Source organism: Pseudomonas sp. R151218B TE3479 (assembly GCF_053629195.1).
Map to the genome: position 1 here is coordinate 947874 of NZ_JBRJHV010000001.1, position 16066 is coordinate 963939.

Annotated in this window: 9 protein-coding genes; 2 read left to right on the forward strand and 7 right to left on the reverse strand. The window is 54.1% G+C overall.

Annotated features, from left to right (window positions below; all coding sequences use genetic code 11):
• The first annotated feature begins 4 nt into the window (after positions 1-4).
• On the forward strand, positions 5-937 hold the full coding sequence (locus AB7M32_RS04340; RefSeq protein WP_454249186.1) for a hypothetical protein: 933 nt from the start codon (positions 5-7) through the stop codon (positions 935-937).
• Positions 938-2616: 1679 nt separating this feature from the next.
• Here AB7M32_RS04340 and AB7M32_RS04345 read toward each other — a convergent pair.
• From AB7M32_RS04345 to AB7M32_RS04360, 4 genes are all read right to left on the reverse strand, one after another.
• Complete coding sequence (locus AB7M32_RS04345; RefSeq protein WP_454249187.1) at positions 2617-4026, reverse strand: DUF3298 domain-containing protein; 1410 nt, start codon at positions 4024-4026, stop codon at positions 2617-2619.
• A gap of 824 nt (positions 4027-4850) precedes the next feature.
• Complete coding sequence (locus AB7M32_RS04350; protein WP_454249188.1) at positions 4851-6116, reverse strand: abortive infection family protein; 1266 nt, start codon at positions 6114-6116, stop codon at positions 4851-4853.
• Between the two features lie 217 nt (positions 6117-6333).
• Positions 6334-8052: a UvrD-helicase domain-containing protein gene (locus AB7M32_RS04355; protein WP_454249189.1), complete on the reverse strand. Its 1719-nt coding sequence runs from the start codon at positions 8050-8052 to the stop codon at positions 6334-6336.
• On the reverse strand, positions 8049-9944 hold the full coding sequence (locus AB7M32_RS04360) for an ATP-dependent nuclease (protein ID WP_454249190.1): 1896 nt from the start codon (positions 9942-9944) through the stop codon (positions 8049-8051). The genes AB7M32_RS04355 and AB7M32_RS04360 overlap by 4 nt, the downstream gene beginning before the upstream one ends.
• Positions 9945-10394: 450 nt before the next feature.
• On the opposite strand from AB7M32_RS04360, the gene AB7M32_RS04365 reads away from it, so the two are divergent.
• Entirely contained in the window at positions 10395-11069 is a 675-nt protein-coding gene (locus AB7M32_RS04365; protein WP_454249191.1) for a hypothetical protein, read from the forward strand.
• A 501-nt stretch (positions 11070-11570) separates the two neighbouring features.
• On the opposite strand, the gene AB7M32_RS04370 is transcribed toward AB7M32_RS04365, so the two are convergent.
• The 3 genes from AB7M32_RS04370 to AB7M32_RS04380 form a co-directional block, all read right to left on the reverse strand.
• The gene (locus tag AB7M32_RS04370; protein ID WP_454249192.1) at positions 11571-12563 is read right to left on the reverse strand and encodes a hypothetical protein; all 993 of its coding nucleotides are present in this window, start codon (positions 12561-12563) and stop codon (positions 11571-11573) included.
• A 783-nt stretch (positions 12564-13346) separates the two neighbouring features.
• A complete protein-coding gene (glmS, locus tag AB7M32_RS04375) occupies positions 13347-15179 on the reverse strand; it encodes a glutamine--fructose-6-phosphate transaminase (isomerizing) (RefSeq protein WP_454249193.1) in 1833 nt (610 codons plus the stop codon).
• Position 15180: 1 nt separating this feature from the next.
• Positions 15181-15957, reverse strand: coding sequence for a DeoR/GlpR family DNA-binding transcription regulator (locus AB7M32_RS04380; RefSeq protein WP_060739917.1), 777 nt, complete (start codon positions 15955-15957; stop codon positions 15181-15183).
• Between the last annotated feature and the right edge of the window lie 109 nt (positions 15958-16066).

Here is a 16066-nt window from a genome sequence, read left to right on the forward strand (position 1 = left end):
GTCCATGTATAGAAAACTGGGTATCGCTTGCGTGCTAGTTTCCGGGTGCTCGCCGTTGCAGCAGGCGCCGTTGATGTATACGTCGAAGCAGACGCTGGGAATTGATTTGACGACGCCGACGGCCGAGTCCCCGAGCCTGACGTTCAATCTGGGGTTCATGAACCTGGACGCGGTATATATTCCGTTGGCGGTTTCGAAGAAGCCGGAAAGTACGATGCACTTCGGCATTGAACAGATTTTTGCGACGCATGGGAGTGGGGGCACGGAGGCTGAGGTCAATGCACAACCGACCCCAGCAACCGATAAAGTAGTGGTTAACAACACTCAGAAGGCTGCGGAAGTCAAAGCGGCCACTGAAGAATTGCAACGAGCAACGCAGGAGGAGGCCAAAACCACGGCCCAAGTAAATGCCTTGCCGAGCAACTTGCAAGAGTACTCCGCTACCGTCCAGTCAGCGGGAGTAAATACAGCACGCATAAAACCGATCGCCGAGAGGCTACTCGCCAATCTCAATGCATTGAAAGTTCCCTCCGCTATCATCCAGAAAGTTGAAACTGGCAAGCCGCTGACTTCAGTCGACAAAGAGGCCAGCATTAGCAAGGCACAGGAGCAACAGCGGTTGGCGGCCGCCGACACGAGCGTAGCGCAAGCCCACTATGGCCAGGTCTACGCTGATATGCAGAAGGACTCCATGTCCGTCTTCAGCACCTTCGGCACAACCTTCGGTCACACGACTGGCGATTCAGGCCTGTCCAACCGCATCGGCAAAGTCTTCTCCACCGGCATCGCCGCACAGAACCTGACCCGGCACCTCGAAACGTCGAGCCTGCTGGAGCAGTGCGCAAAATTACTGGCCCTCGCGAAGAACGAGACCCAGCAAGGCCAAGTCCTCACCCTCTGCACCGCACAGTCGACCAAGCCAGCAGCAGTCGAATAGCCTACTAACCAGCGATGCGGGCCAACGTCAATACTCACCTGCCCTTGCGCAACACGCGGCCCCATTGAGTCGATCGGCACTGACCCCATCGCTGTTCTGCCTCTTGCTCGCCATGCTCTGCGGCCCCGCCAAGGCGGAGCCGTACCGGGTGTCATCAACGAGGATGGGGGTCGCGGTAGGAATGGCAGTCACCTGCCACCCCCTCCCACAGATCCGTACGAGCAGAATTACCGCATACGGCTCCCGCCTTGGGTTTTGACGCCGAAGGGGGTCATGGGTGTTGCGGCTGATGCAAAATTGACCCAACTGCCGAAATTTACCTGACCCAAGCTTCTACTTCGTAAAGCGCTAGCAGGTATGACTTTAGGCTGAATGCTTATGGGGCAACGCAAAGTCGGCAGCAGGGTCATCCTGATTTTAGAGAATTGAATATGTCGCAACTAATGGTGACGCTGTTTTGGGGTTGGATGAGCCCCACGCTCAGTATGCTCCTGCATCTGAAGCATGCAGCCTATCGATGCCGGGATTCAGTGCGGCAGGGCCATAGACGCCAAGTGCCAACGCTTTCTTCGTGGCAGTCTATCGAGACACGAGCTTCAGTTAGTTTGGGCACGAGTCTCTATCAGCTTAGAGTGCTTGGGAAACTCACGCTTACCAGTTACGACTAAGCCATGCGCTCCCCTATACTAAGTTCAGCCGATCCAGCGAGAGCCCCTGCGAGGGCCTTCTCCTATGCTCGCGATTGACCGGTGTGGCAGCGCCCGGTTTTCTGTTTTTTTCGCTCAAGGAGGTAGATATGGTGAAATCGCCAGAGACACATTGCTGGGAGCTAAAAATCAAAACGATCCACGACGAATGGATTGAACTGATTCCTTGTAGGAGCAAGCCGGCAGTGCAGCATTTGTATTCAAACCCAGATCGGCAGTTCACATGGGTACGAGATTTATGGCTGCCACTACATGACCTGACTGACGCAGACTATTCACCCGTTTTTCACTTTGAGTATGCCAACCGGGTGTGGAGCTTTGGTCAGAGCTACCACAGCTACGAATACCTTATGACCAATTACAGTGGGGTCTTGAGCGAATACCATGAGGCACGCCGGAAAGAGGCGGAGGATCACGGTTATTACGAGTAACTATACCGATGTTTGAAATTAGGTTCGGATAACTTGACGTTGGCTCTCGCATACCCGCAATCGTCCAGCGGGTATGTTGTCACTTCGCTCCCCTTGTTGACGTTTATGCCGAATTGCCCCGTGTGCCGACACCGGATTAACCACCTCCGGCTCGGCAAAACCCAGCAAAGACAAGGGTTCGGGAAGAATCAGACTGAGTCAGGGGCATCTCGGCAACAAGGTCAATTCGACATTGGCGCCAACAGCGATTTATCAAACTGTCGCGCAGACTGCGCAACTGCCAAACAACATTAGAGTCTTAACTCCACGTTCATGTTGATAGGCGGACACGATTTACAACCAATTCTCATAGTGACCCGCTAGCGTTTCGGCGCCGATGCCGAGATTTACCTCCCTGTCTGGCTCCTAGTGAATCATTGTCTGTGCTGGATTTTTGCAACGTTGGAGATGTTGCAGTCTTGCGTCGGTAGCTAGGTCAATCCAAGGACAGCGCCAACAGTCTACGAAATTAGGGGCAATTTACTTTATAGTTTTAATCACACTATAGAATGTAAGCCAATGGACCATTTAAGCTGACCAAACCTCTTAAATCATCGAGGCTCAGTCGTACAGTTACAATACCATTTGCACCGGCAGCAGCTTCATATTCGGAAAAACACAAATATAAGTAACTGCTGTCGAAATAGTAACACTGATTGTCGGACACCGTCTCAAACCAGTTCCCGGGTATCATCTTCGCCAGTTCAGTGCTAGCCATAGTGTTTATTTGTTTGATATAGCCTGAGCGAAATAAATCTTTAAATTCGACAGGCTCACCGTTCCCTATGTTTATATTCAGACTAACAACTTCATTGTGTGCACCAGCGGCATTGTGACCATAAAAATATCCTTCCGCCACAACACTTAAAACCCCCCCATCAATCATTGCACTTTTTACATGCATGATACGATCCTCAGTGCCGTCGAAGCTTTCATTTACGCCTATTCGACGTTGAATTTGAGAATTGATTTTTTTCTCCAAATAGGCATCGCCTAGCCCAGACACCTCAACGTATTCTAATTCAATAGTGGCGACTTCTACATTTGTATCAGGCCTATAATCCTTTATATGTTTACTGACCTTGCGGTACTCAAGCTTGGGTTGATAAGGGACAGGAGGAGGCGCAGGCACATGTTGTTCAGGAACAGACTCCCCGGGTTTTATACTCATTATTTTTTCTGCAGGGTTCGTCCAGAAAACGGCCGCAAATACAGCCAGTGCGCCACCGGCTCGTAGCCAACCGCCAAATTTTATTTCTATGAAACCAGACATTACAGCTACAACACCTGCCGCAGACAGCGACGCAACAAGTCGAAAAATTATATATTGGAAATCGGTCGGGTTCGGTAAAAAAATCGCAATCGCAATAGTCGCAATCAGAAACACGACGCCAAAGCCGAAGGAAATCATTATTCGGACGCCAGAAGTCAACGTAAATCCCTCTCTATTATCGAAGCCGTAGGTTGGCAAACTATTTTCAACTAGGCTTTGACGCAGCGAACGAATGAGTGGCGCTTTCAAGTACTTTTTGCATAGCCGCTGCATATTCGCGTATTCGGTACTGGACGGTCTACAGCTACCTTCAACATTCAGTCTCTGAAAGCCAGCCTGTAAAAGGCTAAAATGTTGTGGCATGGTTTGTAGTATCGCATAACAATCTTCAGCAAAACCCTGTGCCCACAAACCGTCGCCATGAGCGCCTAGCAAACTGCTATTACCAACAAATTCCTCGCAGAAATTATAGTATTCAGAACCTTTACGTTGAATCTCCAAGAGGTTTGAAGTGGCCGCCACCGGGTCCCACTCGCCTTGGGTTTTAATCACATAATGAGTGATAGCATCAACGTAACTTGACTTAAATTCCGCCAGTCTATTTTTGGCGAAAACAACATCTTGCTCTTTCGTACTCAATTGTTCTGCCTACTTGAGACGGTCATCGTCTGGTTTGCTGCAAGGCCAAAGTTAACAGCATCGAGATATCTTTATTATCCACGCCAGCGGTAACAAAAAATTGAGTGCCAGGACATTGCCGAGCAACGATCAATGCGATATCGGTCGATGTGATGATTCTTTTTGACGCCTTTAGAGCTCCTAACTGGCTCTCTATTCTTGCGAGGTCCATCGAACTAGGAGCCCAGCTCCGTATTTTTCCTGTCCGCTCGAGAAACTCCCTGAAATTCCCAGCAATCATTCCGCCCGCCCTTCTGTGACTTGGATTGCCAACGCAAGCAAGGTTCTGATATCGGAGTTATCAAGCCCCTTATAGATCCACTGGCCGGCGGAGGGACAATGTTTTTTTACTAGCTCAGCCCATTTGGCCGCATCCAAAACATTTCCGGATCTAGCGTAGCTAACGGCTTCGGACGATATATTGAATGCTTGTGAACGGTTGGGTTCGTGAGGTGAAGTGCCAAATGTCATCCTGATCCTGTAAACAAAATCCATTAGTCGGTCCCTGGTGAGTAAGTACCGTCATGATAGCACTGAGCCTTCTTCCGATTGCATCCTCCCCTGAGAATCGCTTCCATATCCGGTTCTACTTGGTTAGCCACACCGACAGCTGGTTTTGCGCATGGGCCATAGAACAACTCGGCTGGAGCCAGTTTCGCCGAGAACCTTAAGCGTGGCGTCCCGGGTGGCTACTATCGAGTTAGCTGGTTTACTCTGCCAAGTCGGTAAGATGGCCCTGGCCGAGGTGCTTTCAGGTCGTGCAAACGACTGCTCTGCCAAGCTCTTCACCTCTCCGGCTCGGAAGCTTCTCGGTATCGATGCGTTTCCGACACGAAATCGATAAATGCCACTGCTGCGGCAACCGCAAGCCGAGCATGCCTGGGCTGCAGCCCGCGATGTTGGCCGTCCTTGCCATGTCCGGTACCGTACAAACCTCTCAACTGCGTGAGATTGCTGGTCAACTGAGTGAGGTTGCGAAGGATATTCTTGATGTTTTCAGCGCCCTTAGCTGCTTCACTGACTCCGTCGGGAACCAACTGCAATGCTTTGGTAACCTTCTTTGTCAGATTACCTAGGTCATCGGCCTTGGTGAACGGAATTTCTCGTTTCGTGAGAATGGACTTGCAGCAGCTTTCCACCAGTTCTTTGGCTGTCCCGATCGCCAATTCGGGGTCTGAATCGACGGCATATTCCAGACGTTCAATTTGCTTCGCCATCCATCCGGCGCTCAGCGCCTCGACAACAACTCTCGCTCGCATGACCGACCTGGTTGCGTTCGCTTCTGTCGAAGCGCTGCTTATCAACCGGTAGGAAAAGCGCGGGCGGCCGGCGATTTGCTGCTCCTGGTACAACTCCCAGCCGGCGTTCTGGAGTTGATCGTTGAAATGCTCAACGAGCTTAATCGCTTCTTCTCGTTGGGGACGAACTACGGGGTGCACCGTTTCGCAGAGAAACCGGAGAAATGCCTCAGCGCTCCCATCGAAAAGGTTGAATCGGGAGTCGCTGAAGACCCAGTCATCCTCCCAGTCATCGTTGTTGTAGCGATGTTGCCAAATGTCGCCGACGGCGTCTTTGTAGCGATTGTCCGTGGAAGGAAGGGTTTCGAGCTCATACAGGCGACTCAGAAACTCAACATCATTGAGCTCCCCATACCACTTTACGTTCTCTAGACGTAGCCCATCCGTGATGTTTTGCCGCACCGATTTCGGTAGGTTGGAAGACTTCCCGGAACGCCAATCCACCTGATACTCACGTGCAGGCACGATCAGCGCCGAGTACGCGTCGCTTTGCTCGTGCTCAGTTACCGTCCTTAGCGCGGTTGTGATCCTTTCCTGGAGCTGGACCCGTTTGACCCCGAGCTTGGCGTACTCCAAAGCAGGAATGATGAAGTGGATTTCCCAATAGTTGGTGCCGCCATTCCAGTTGTCGTTGCCTGTCAGTTCCGCATTCGCAGGATGACCGCGGACTACCTCCGCCGCCTCATCAGCACCCTCTGCGCGGAGAACCGCGTATACCGTCGCCAAAAGCGGCTCAATTTCGGTTTGCTCCATACGGCCCCCAATCCAGATAACTGAAAGTCATCGTAGCTAGCAGGACGGGCCATCTGCTATCAAAAACTAGATATGTTGGTAAAAAAGCTAAACTTGAGGTATGCCCAGCAAACTAGGGGCCATTTACATGCCTTTCACTTTTCAGCCCTTTCCATACATTCCCTGAACCTGCAAGCGTGCCTTGATGCCCATCTGAGCAATACCGCTTGATTCTGGGCTACTTGCGGGCAGGAAACTCTTCAAAACCAGCGGCAACCAGACTCGGGCGAAGTGCTTTCAAGCAAGTATGTGGCACGGCCAACCAGAACAGGTTCCGCGCTCTGGTCACGGCGACATAGCCGATGCGACCTTCCTCCGTAAGGGTACCGGCAAGCAAGGCGTCAACATTCGGTCTTTTGGTTACGTACAGAACCGCACCGATAGACTCGCCCTTCACTTGGTGGATGGTTTCCACTCTAATCCCGGGGCTCCGATCTTTCTCCTCTACCGCACCAGTTAGGGGAAGGTCCAACAACCCGGTTTTAGCCAGCTTGTTGCCCAGCCTGTCTGCGGTCTTCAACCCAAATTGTCCTTCGATGGTCGAGAGAAGCTTTTTGAGATTAGTCACTAATTGGGGATGCCACTCGGTTTTAGCCAAAAGCGTAGACAAAGGTAGTCCGGCCTCAGCGTCGCGGATGAACCCCCACAGCAGTCGTCTAAGCCCAAGCATCCATGCATCCTGCGGGGCACCCTGAAGGTGGGTGCTGAGGCCATGCGGTGGCTGCTCCATCAAACCCTCCACCCCTCGGCACACAAGCTTGAAGCAGTCTTGATAGCGGCCTTGCTGGTCTCGGACCAATGCTGCTTTGGTGAAAAGAGCGACCGTACCTTGACCTGGGGGAGCAGCTTTGCCGGATAGCACTGCCGCCCGGTCAGTCCCCCGGCTGAGGATCACCGCATCTTGATATTGCATGCCCAAGTCATCAATTTGCGCTTTGAACGATTCAAAAAGCTTAGGAAGCTCGGAGTCCTTGTACCCGACGAAATATGCCCCTCCGTTTTCAGGCTCCCGATCGGGTTCATCCTCGCGGCCACAGAGCGAATTGGCGATGCTGATGATTGGAGGCAGTGAGCGGTAATTGCGCGTGAGCTTGAAATCCTTCACGCCAGCACGGTTGTAATAAGTGCTCAGAAACGAACCGTCAGCTCCTGCGAAGCCGTAAATGCCCTGGTTCACGTCACCAATGAGCGAAACATGGACTCCAGCCTTGATGAGCAATTCCAAGATAGCCTGATGCAAGGTGCCCAGGTCCTGGGACTCATCGACCAAAAGCTGCGGATAGCGGGCGGCAAGCGCGCGCAAGACTGCAGGTTGACCCACCAACGTTCGGTACACCCAGTACCGACCAAGCTCGTGCGTGTAGGCTCCAATGCGACCCAGGCGTTTGATCGTATCTGATGCTCTGACAGTATCGAGTTTCACCAAATCATCGTGAGTACCGGTGAAGAAGTAGAAGTTCCCATGCTCCAGGCCCACTTTGACGTCTTTGATGGGGGTCGGACGTCCTTCCTCAGGCCAGTACCTAAAGTTGGCCAGGAACGGCTCTGTACCGGACACGAGGTACGCCGCTTGGTCTGAGGACATTGTCCGGTAAGCGTGGGGACGCAGCACATGCTGGGTGAAGAAACCGTCGAGCGTGTCCACCTCTACGCGCTTGCGGTTAGCGTCGTCTGGAAGGTCTGAAGCGAGCTGGGCATAGCCTTTGTTGAAGGTATTGACCGCAACATTAGAGAAAGACAAAAGGACAACCCGACCCCGACTATTTTCCATTTTTTGCCGGACGGCAATCAGACGCCTGATCGCTGTTGCCGTCTTGCCGCTACCTGCGCAGGCCGTGACTGCGATAGGTCCTAGAGGCGCGTTGATTATGTCCTTCTGCTCATCGGAGAGCTTCATGGTTTGATCGCTCCCTGGCAGACATGCTCAATCGCTTTGCGGAGATAGTCAGGTACTTCGCACTTTGGCGTGCTAGCAATCTGTTCAGCCAAAGCCTGGGCAAACCGCCCCTTTTGCAGATTACCGCTACTCGCTTTACGCTCGAACATGCCACAAAACAGCGCCTTTGCCTTCGCGGTGTTGTCTGGCTGAGCATCGACAATCTTGCGTAGCGCTGCCGAAATGATCGGATGAGGGTCAGCCAAGGCCTTGAGCATCGAGTCGCGGTTCGCCTCAAGCAATGCAAGGTCGTACTCCAGCGTTTTCAAACCGTGGAACACTTTGACGAAAGCGTCTTCCGATTTCTTCATCTTGACGGTGTTGCTCGATAGCCTCACTTCGTCTCCCAGCGACGGGTAGACTTCTTTCCGTTTTAGCTTCTTCTTTTTCTTGGCAGGCTCAGCTAACGGATCATCCGCGTCAGGACCATCGGCGACAGGGGCATCCGTTTCTTCGAGATACGCAGCCTCGGCAAGAATGTCTTCGATGTCACCTGCATCCAGCGCACCTTCCGCAAGCTCGTTGGCCTCTTCCTCCTCGAAAGGATCGGCGTCTGTTACGACGGCAACCGGGATCCGAAGTCCGTTTTCACCGAACAAGGGTAGGAAAGAATCGAAATTGAGTCCTTCGACACTGATCAGGCTGACCCCGAACTCTCGCAGGTCCAGCCCCATGAGCGTGGCCAGAGCATCGACGAGCATGAGCTCGGCGGCGCCTTCCACGAATATTACCCGGCGAGCAAAAAAAAGTTCGGCTCGGGTCACGTCCAGATAGCGCTCCAGCTTTTCGCGTTTGCCCTTACCGAACTTGATGTCGCGCGGGAAGAAGGTCTCTACGCCGGCATCGTTCTCAACCAAACACACCAGGGATTCGAGCTTAGAGTTGCTGGCAAAATTGGGGGAGTGACTGGTGACGAACAGCTGCACCGCCTTTTCACCTTCGCTCGTTGGCACGCCTGCGAGGTAGCGCAACAACACGCGCTGCAGCTGAGGATGCAAATGGGCTTCCGGCTCTTCAACAATCAAGCTGCGATACGCGGCGTCCGGATTCTTGGCCAGCTCGCTTAGCACTACCGCCATGAAAATCAGGTTGTTGAAACCCAGGCCATTCTGCTCAATTTCCATTGCTTGAGCCGTGAGGGAAAGCCGAGCAGATAATCGCTGAAAGTCCGTCGCGCTAAGCCCAACAGAGAGTGTCTGTGCCAATTGATCGCCCATCATCAGGCCGTGTCGGGACGAAATCGCGGTATGGGTGTGCTGGATCGCTTCGGTCTGTTGGAGCTTTTCGTCCAGTTCCTTCAATGCTTGGTTAATCGCGTCACGGCCTGGTTCATCCGTGAGCATGTGAAGCAGGCGTGCCAACTGGCTGTTGCGGCTGGGTCGAAGTCCCTGAGCGGCATCCCGCAGGGGTTGGAGATAAACGCCCCTGAGGTTTTCCATCATGTCTGAGGTAAGGGCCACGTCCTGATGATCGCCACACCAACGTTTTACCCTGAAGCGTCCTGTCTGATCTGCGTCGGTATAGCGGACATGGATATGGGCTTCCATGGTCTTATCAGCTGCAGGCTTGAGCGCAGCGATAAAGTCTGCTTCATCATCGTGGCTTAAATCCCGAAAGACAAAATGGAAGGAAATGTCGCCAGCCGGCTCGCCTTCAAGCGGACGGTGCCGGTCGGCGACATCAAGGCGGGGATACGGTTCGTCATGACCTGCGAGAAGGGTCCGAAGCGCATCCACTACAGCGCTTTTGCCAACATTGTTTGGACCTACCAGCACATTCAACCCAGGCTGAAATTTCAGCTTGGCGTCACGTAGCTTGCGGAAATTCTTAATAGTCAGCTCAGCGAGGTACATGAAATTCTCCATCCTTGTTGTGCGGATAGAAGCCTATATGAGCTGAAGTGCGCAATAGGGCCTCCTCACTCCGAATTCTAAAGGTCCGCTTGATGAAGGCGATCGTGCATTCAGGTGCGAAAAATTGATGCTACCCCACCTCACCATGCCCCTCTTCCCACACCCTACACCCTGCAGCACTGCGAGCACATTGAGTACGCGGAGTACATTCAGCACATCTGAGCACCGAAAAACAAAAATAAAAAATTTAAATTCAATAGGTTATAAATATTTTCTGCGCGATATCGCGCAATTCGATTATCTGAACTAGCCTCATATCAGGAATTTGAGTGATCTGTATCGTTCATTCACGTGCATAGAAATGCGCGATATGAGCGTGTAATGACGGTTTGCCATCGTCGACAGATGCCCGGAAACTGGACTCAACAGAAAACGGATAAGGGCTGCACAATGGCCAACGCAAAACAGTCAGCAAAACGCCGCTTAACGATGGCGGAACGTGCTCAGCAACTGATGCTGGTCCACTTTCCCGACATTCCCGATGCGTTGAAATGGACGCGAAAAACCCACGACGGCTTTAGCACAATTCCTCGAACCCTGCCTATTGCCATGCAGATTATTGACGCCGATTCGAAGGGGCAGCCTGCCGGCCATGTGCTGTTTTGTCTATGGGCGCGTATGCCCGATCATCCGGTCATAACGATCGAGAACCCAAGCACGTTTGCGGCTGAAGCCGGGTTTCTCGGGGAGCGGGCCGTGGACACCTGGCGTCGCCGGATGAAGAAGCTCCGGGAGCTGAACTTCATCATGACCAAGCCAGGCGCATCCGGCGAATTTCACTACGTGATGCTCACCAATCCTAACGCTGCGGTCGAGTGGATGCGCAACCACAGCAAGGTTCAGGATGGCCTGTATAGCCGCTTCATCGAGCGACTTCCGGAGATCGGTGCCTATGGTGACATAGAAACGCTCCATGCCTATTGGGCCGCGCTCAAAGAAGCAGAGAAGGCGGCTGTGGCTGCTGAAGTTGCTAAGCAGGCATCGAGCCCCTCCGTATTGGACGAGCCGGCCCCAGCTCCACCCACCAAACCCAAGCGTATCAGGAGGACGAATGCTAATGCGTAGAAGAGCACGGGCCGCTGAGTGTTAATACACCCATCGGTGTCCTCAAAAATAAAGCCTGGACCAACTGAGGGTCGAGTCTTGACTGGACAGGATTTTTGTGGCTCAACACTTAGCTGATCGATACAACCTAGAGGAGGCCGAAAATGCAGTTACTTAGGAGAAGAGTCGCGGGCGCCGAGTGCCAATCCACCCACCTCGACGCCCTCAAAAATAAAGCCCTGAACCAGCTGAAGGTCGAGTCTTGACTGGTCAGGGCTGTGGTGGTGCAAGGTTAGGGGTGCTAGACCTCGCAAGGAGTCTAGCACCCCTTTATCTTTTTACGGCAGGGAGAAGGCCGTCATTTGCATGCTCACCACAATTGTCTGGACTTGGCGAATTTATCGAGCACAGCTCATCGCTCAGCAAAACACCAACCCGCCCCCGACGCCAACGTAGGACCAGCGCGCTCTGCACGAGAGGTCGATATCGGCGACTCGAGCTTTGACGCCGGGGCGAGAAGAATCACTCAGAGATTCGTATGGCTCCGGCGGAATATCGCTGCTTCAGCATTCGGTCGATTTCGGCTACGTATTTCTCAGGAGCCGTGCCGCAAGGCTCATTTCGAAGCTGGTGCACCGCGAGCACCGTTTCCGCGCGAATTTTTTGATTGCTGGTCAACTGGATAACCATTTCCAGGTTGGCGGGATTAAGGAATTCATCGATCAGCTTCGTCTGGGACTGTATATCTCTCTCGATGACTGTCAGCTCATTCAGTCGGTTGAAAACAGCCTCTGCCTGTTCTACCTGTGCATTGGTCAAACGAGTAGTTGAAGGAATAGCCTCAAGTAAGCGGCGAAAATCGAGCAGACGCTCCTGATACCGCTGCTGACCCAACTGTAGCCATAACCCCATGCCTTTAAGATTTCCGAAGGAATGGGGGTACCAGCGACGCTCCTCATAGGTCTTACCCTTCTCATCAATCCCTTTCTTGATGATCTGATAGTCCCATAGCACTTCCAACTGGCTACTTTTCCACCGAGTTTGCAGGATGTCACCCACACGCTCGGGAAAGGTTTGCATGAGGTGGTCGATTCTTTCTAATAGCCCGCGATGCCTAATATTTGCCGTTCTTACCCGTTCAATAAAAGCATCCCGCCGGAGGAGTAACTTCTCCACCTTATGGCGGCGAATGTTTCGTTTTTCTGCGGCTGAAAGCTGTTTTAACGCGCCTTTGACCTCAGCGTCATGAAGGCCCAGGTGATTGTGGGCGCAGCAATGACCTATCAGTACGTTAGAGCCATCTTTGAGTTCGACGACAAAGCCATGTTGATGCATCTTCGAACAGCGCGTACCTTTTTTCTGGTATTGGCAACTGGCTTCAGGCTGAATCAAGCGATAGGGTCGCAGTGGGTGGCTGTACTGCTCCTTGGTCAAGGTTATGTCAGCGCAGATATTGAACAGGGAGAGGAGATCGATAAGCGATCTGATTTCGATGATGCCATGAGTAGGAGCCATTCAGTCCTCTTTGAGCGAACACCAGGAAGAGAACTGTATATTAACCCAGTAACTGCATATTGGAATCAATGAAAAAGAAAGCGCCGTTACCTTACCAGCAGCACTATGTTGCCCCGGAAACAGATACTGGTATGAGTGGAGTAGGGGGATCTGGCACTGAAGTGTTCTCAGCCGCAGCTCGCTTTTTATCACGCTCCTTTTTTCTAGCCGCTCGTTCGTGGCTCATCTCAATTTCTTTCAATGGATGGTTGATGAAGTGCTGTTCGTAGGTGCGGATCAGCCCTGCATCGTTTCCACCATTCGCCTGATGGGCTAGTCTCGACCGCTCTCGCCACATGTGTAAGCTCAGTTCGCACCATGCGTTCCCTGTGAACGACCCAACCCGGCTACATAACCGGACAGGCACAAATAGCCGCCCCTAAAAGGCAGCTTTTTTACCCGTGATTTATCCAGGCGACGCGTATGAGCTTGACCGAAAAATCGCACAAGCCGATGGCATCGGCGAACCGACCCACAGCTCCAGCTCCGGAGATGGTCGGAAAGAAGCAGGCTGAGTCAGGGGCCACTCGGCAATTAGGTTGAGCCAGCCGCGAAGAGCCTCGATGCCACATTGAGCTTGTCACGACGTAGGTTACTAGGGTCACTCCATGATCGAATTGGGCCTGGCCCTTCCTGTACACGTCAAGAACAGCCCGAGGGATCAAACGGCCACCTGCAACAGTTTTAATTCACACGCGACCGTTTTAATTCTCAAAAGCCAAAGCCTGGCTCTTGGCAGACGACTCACTCCACCGTCACAGACTTCGCCAAGTTACGCGGCTGGTCCACATCAGTGCCCTTGAGCACCGCGACGTAGTACGACAGCAGTTGCAACGGGATGGTGTAGAGAATCGGCGACAGGATGTCGTGAATGTGCGGCATGTGCACCACGTGGGTGCCTTCACCGTTGGTCATGCCGGCTTGCTCGTCTGCAAAGACAATCAACTGGCCGCCACGGGCGCGCACTTCCTGCAGGTTGGACTTGAGTTTTTCCAGCAGTTCGTTGTTCGGCGCCACGGTGACCACCGGCATGTCGTTATCCACAAGCGCCAGCGGGCCGTGCTTGAGTTCACCGGCCGGGTAGGCCTCGGCGTGGATGTAGGAGATTTCCTTGAGCTTCAAGGCCCCTTCCATCGCCACCGGGAATTGCGCGCCACGCCCGAGGAACAGGGTGTGATTCTTCTCGGCGAACAGCTCGGCGATTTTTTCCACGGTGCTGTCCATGGCCAAGGCTTCGCCCAGGCGGGCGGGCAGGCGGCGCAGCTCTTCCACCAGCTTGGCCTCGACGCCCTCGCCCAACGTGCCGCGGACCTGGCCCAGGGACAGGGTCAGTAACAGCAGGCCCACCAGTTGCGTGGTAAATGCCTTGGTCGACGCCACGCCGATCTCACGGCCGGCCTGGGTCAGCAGGGTCAGGTCGGACTCGCGCACCAGCGAGCTGATGCCGACGTTGCAGATCGCCAGGCTGGCAAGGAAACCCAGTTCCTTGGCGTTACGCAGAGCGGCCAGGGTGTCGGCGGTTTCCCCGGACTGGGAAATGGTGACAAACAAGGTGTCCGGCTGCACCACCACCTTACGGTAACGGAACTCGCTGGCGACTTCGACCTGGCACGGAATACCGGCCAGTTCTTCGAGCCAGTAACGGGCGACCATGCCGGCGTGATAACTGGTGCCGCACGCCACGATCTGCACGTTGCGGACCTTGGCGAACAGTTCGGCGGCCTGTGGGCCGAACGCCTGGACCAGCACCTGGCTCTGGCTCATGCGGCCTTCCAGGGTGCGCTGCACCACGGCCGGTTGTTCGTGGATTTCCTTGAGCATGAAGTGGCGGAACTCGCCCTTGTCGGCGGCTTCGGCACCGTCGCGGTACTGGACGGTCTCGCGCTCCACGGCTTTGCCGTCGATATCCCAGATCTGCACGCTGTCGCGGCGAATTTCAGCGATATCGCCTTCTTCCAGGTACATGAAGCGGTCGGTGACCTGACGCAGCGCCAGCTGATCGGAAGCCAGGAAGTTTTCCCCCAGGCCCAGGCCGATCACCAATGGGCTGCCGCTGCGGGCTGCGACCAGGCGATCAGGTTGTTTCGCGCTGATGACCGCCAGGCCATAGGCACCGTGCAGCTCCTTGACGGTGGCCTTGAGGGCCACGGTCAGATCCACCAGGTCCTTGAGCTTGTGGTTGAGAAGATGGGCGATGACTTCAGTGTCGGTGTCCGAAGTGAACACATAACCGAGCGCCTTGAGCTGTTCACGCAGGGCTTCGTGGTTTTCGATGATGCCGTTGTGCACCACCGCCAGATCGCCGGAGAAATGCGGGTGAGCGTTACGCTCGCACGGCGCGCCATGGGTGGCCCAACGGGTGTGGGCGATACCGAGGCGACCGAGCAGCGGCTCGGCGTCCAACGCCTGCTCCAGTTCGCTGACCTTGCCCGGACGACGCATGCGCTCAAGCTTCTCGTCGTTGGTGAACACCGCCACACCGGCGCTATCGTAGCCGCGGTATTCCAGGCGCTTGAGGCCTTCGAGCAAGATTGCTGTGATGTTGCGTTCAGCAACGGCGCCGACAATTCCACACATGCTATTTCTCCTGGCTGACAGGCGCGCAGATCACGGTGATGCCGCGGGCCTGAATCTGATCGCGGGCCTCTACGGGCAGGCGATCATCGGTAATGAGGGTATGGACGCTGCTCCACGGCAGCTCCAGGTTGGGGATCTTGCGGCCGATCTTGTCGGCCTCCACCATCACGATCACTTCCCGGGCAACCTCAGCCATCACGCGGCTCAAGCCCAGCAGTTCGTTGAAGGTGGTGGTACCTCGAACCAGATCGATGCCGTCGGCGCCGATGAACAACTGGTCGAAGTCGTAGGAACGCAGAACCTGCTCGGCCACCTGGCCCTGGAACGACTCGGAGTGAGGGTCCCAGGTGCCGCCGGTCATCAACAGCACCGGCTCGTGCTCCAGTTCGCTCAAGGCATTGGCGACATGCAAGGAATTGGTCATCACCACCAGGCCCGGCTGTTGGCCGAGTTGAGGGATCATGGCGGCGGTGGTACTGCCGCTGTCGATGATGATTCGCGCATGTTCGCGGATCCGCTTCACGGCGGCACGGGCAATGGCGAGTTTGTACTTGGAAACGGTTTGCCCGTTATCGGCCACCAACTCCTGCGGCATCGGCACCGCGCCACCGTAGCGACGCAGTAACAGGCCATTGGTTTCCAGGGCGGCGAGATCCTTGCGGATCGTAACCTCCGAGGTTTCGAAACGCTTGGCCAGCTCATCCACACTGACCTCGCCCTGCTCTTGGAGCAAAGCAAGGATGTTGTGACGGCGCTGGGGTGTATTGCGTTTCGACATGGCGACTTAAGTTTCGATTCGAAAGATAACGTAAGCAATCAAAACCTATTGCAACGATATCGTCAAGGCGCCAGGAGAAAAATTCAGAAATCCTCTCATGACTGTGGGA

Bases quoted from the DNA above. Each gene is read 5' to 3' on its own strand.
- AB7M32_RS04340 (WP_454249186.1), top strand. From the start codon at position 5: ATGTATAGAAAACTGGGTATCGCTTGCGTGCTAGTTTCCGGGTGCTCG.
- AB7M32_RS04350 (WP_454249188.1), bottom strand. From the start codon at position 6,116: ATGGAGCAAACCGAAATTGAGCCGCTTTTGGCGACGGTATACGCGGTT.
- AB7M32_RS04355 (WP_454249189.1), bottom strand. From the start codon at position 8,052: ATGAAGCTCTCCGATGAGCAGAAGGACATAATCAACGCGCCTCTAGGA.
- AB7M32_RS04360 (WP_454249190.1), bottom strand. From the start codon at position 9,944: ATGTACCTCGCTGAGCTGACTATTAAGAATTTCCGCAAGCTACGTGAC.
- AB7M32_RS04365 (WP_454249191.1), top strand. From the start codon at position 10,395: ATGGCCAACGCAAAACAGTCAGCAAAACGCCGCTTAACGATGGCGGAA.
- AB7M32_RS04370 (WP_454249192.1), bottom strand. From the start codon at position 12,563: ATGGCTCCTACTCATGGCATCATCGAAATCAGATCGCTTATCGATCTC.
- glmS (WP_454249193.1), bottom strand. From the start codon at position 15,179: ATGTGTGGAATTGTCGGCGCCGTTGCTGAACGCAACATCACAGCAATC.
- AB7M32_RS04380 (WP_060739917.1), bottom strand. From the start codon at position 15,957: ATGTCGAAACGCAATACACCCCAGCGCCGTCACAACATCCTTGCTTTG.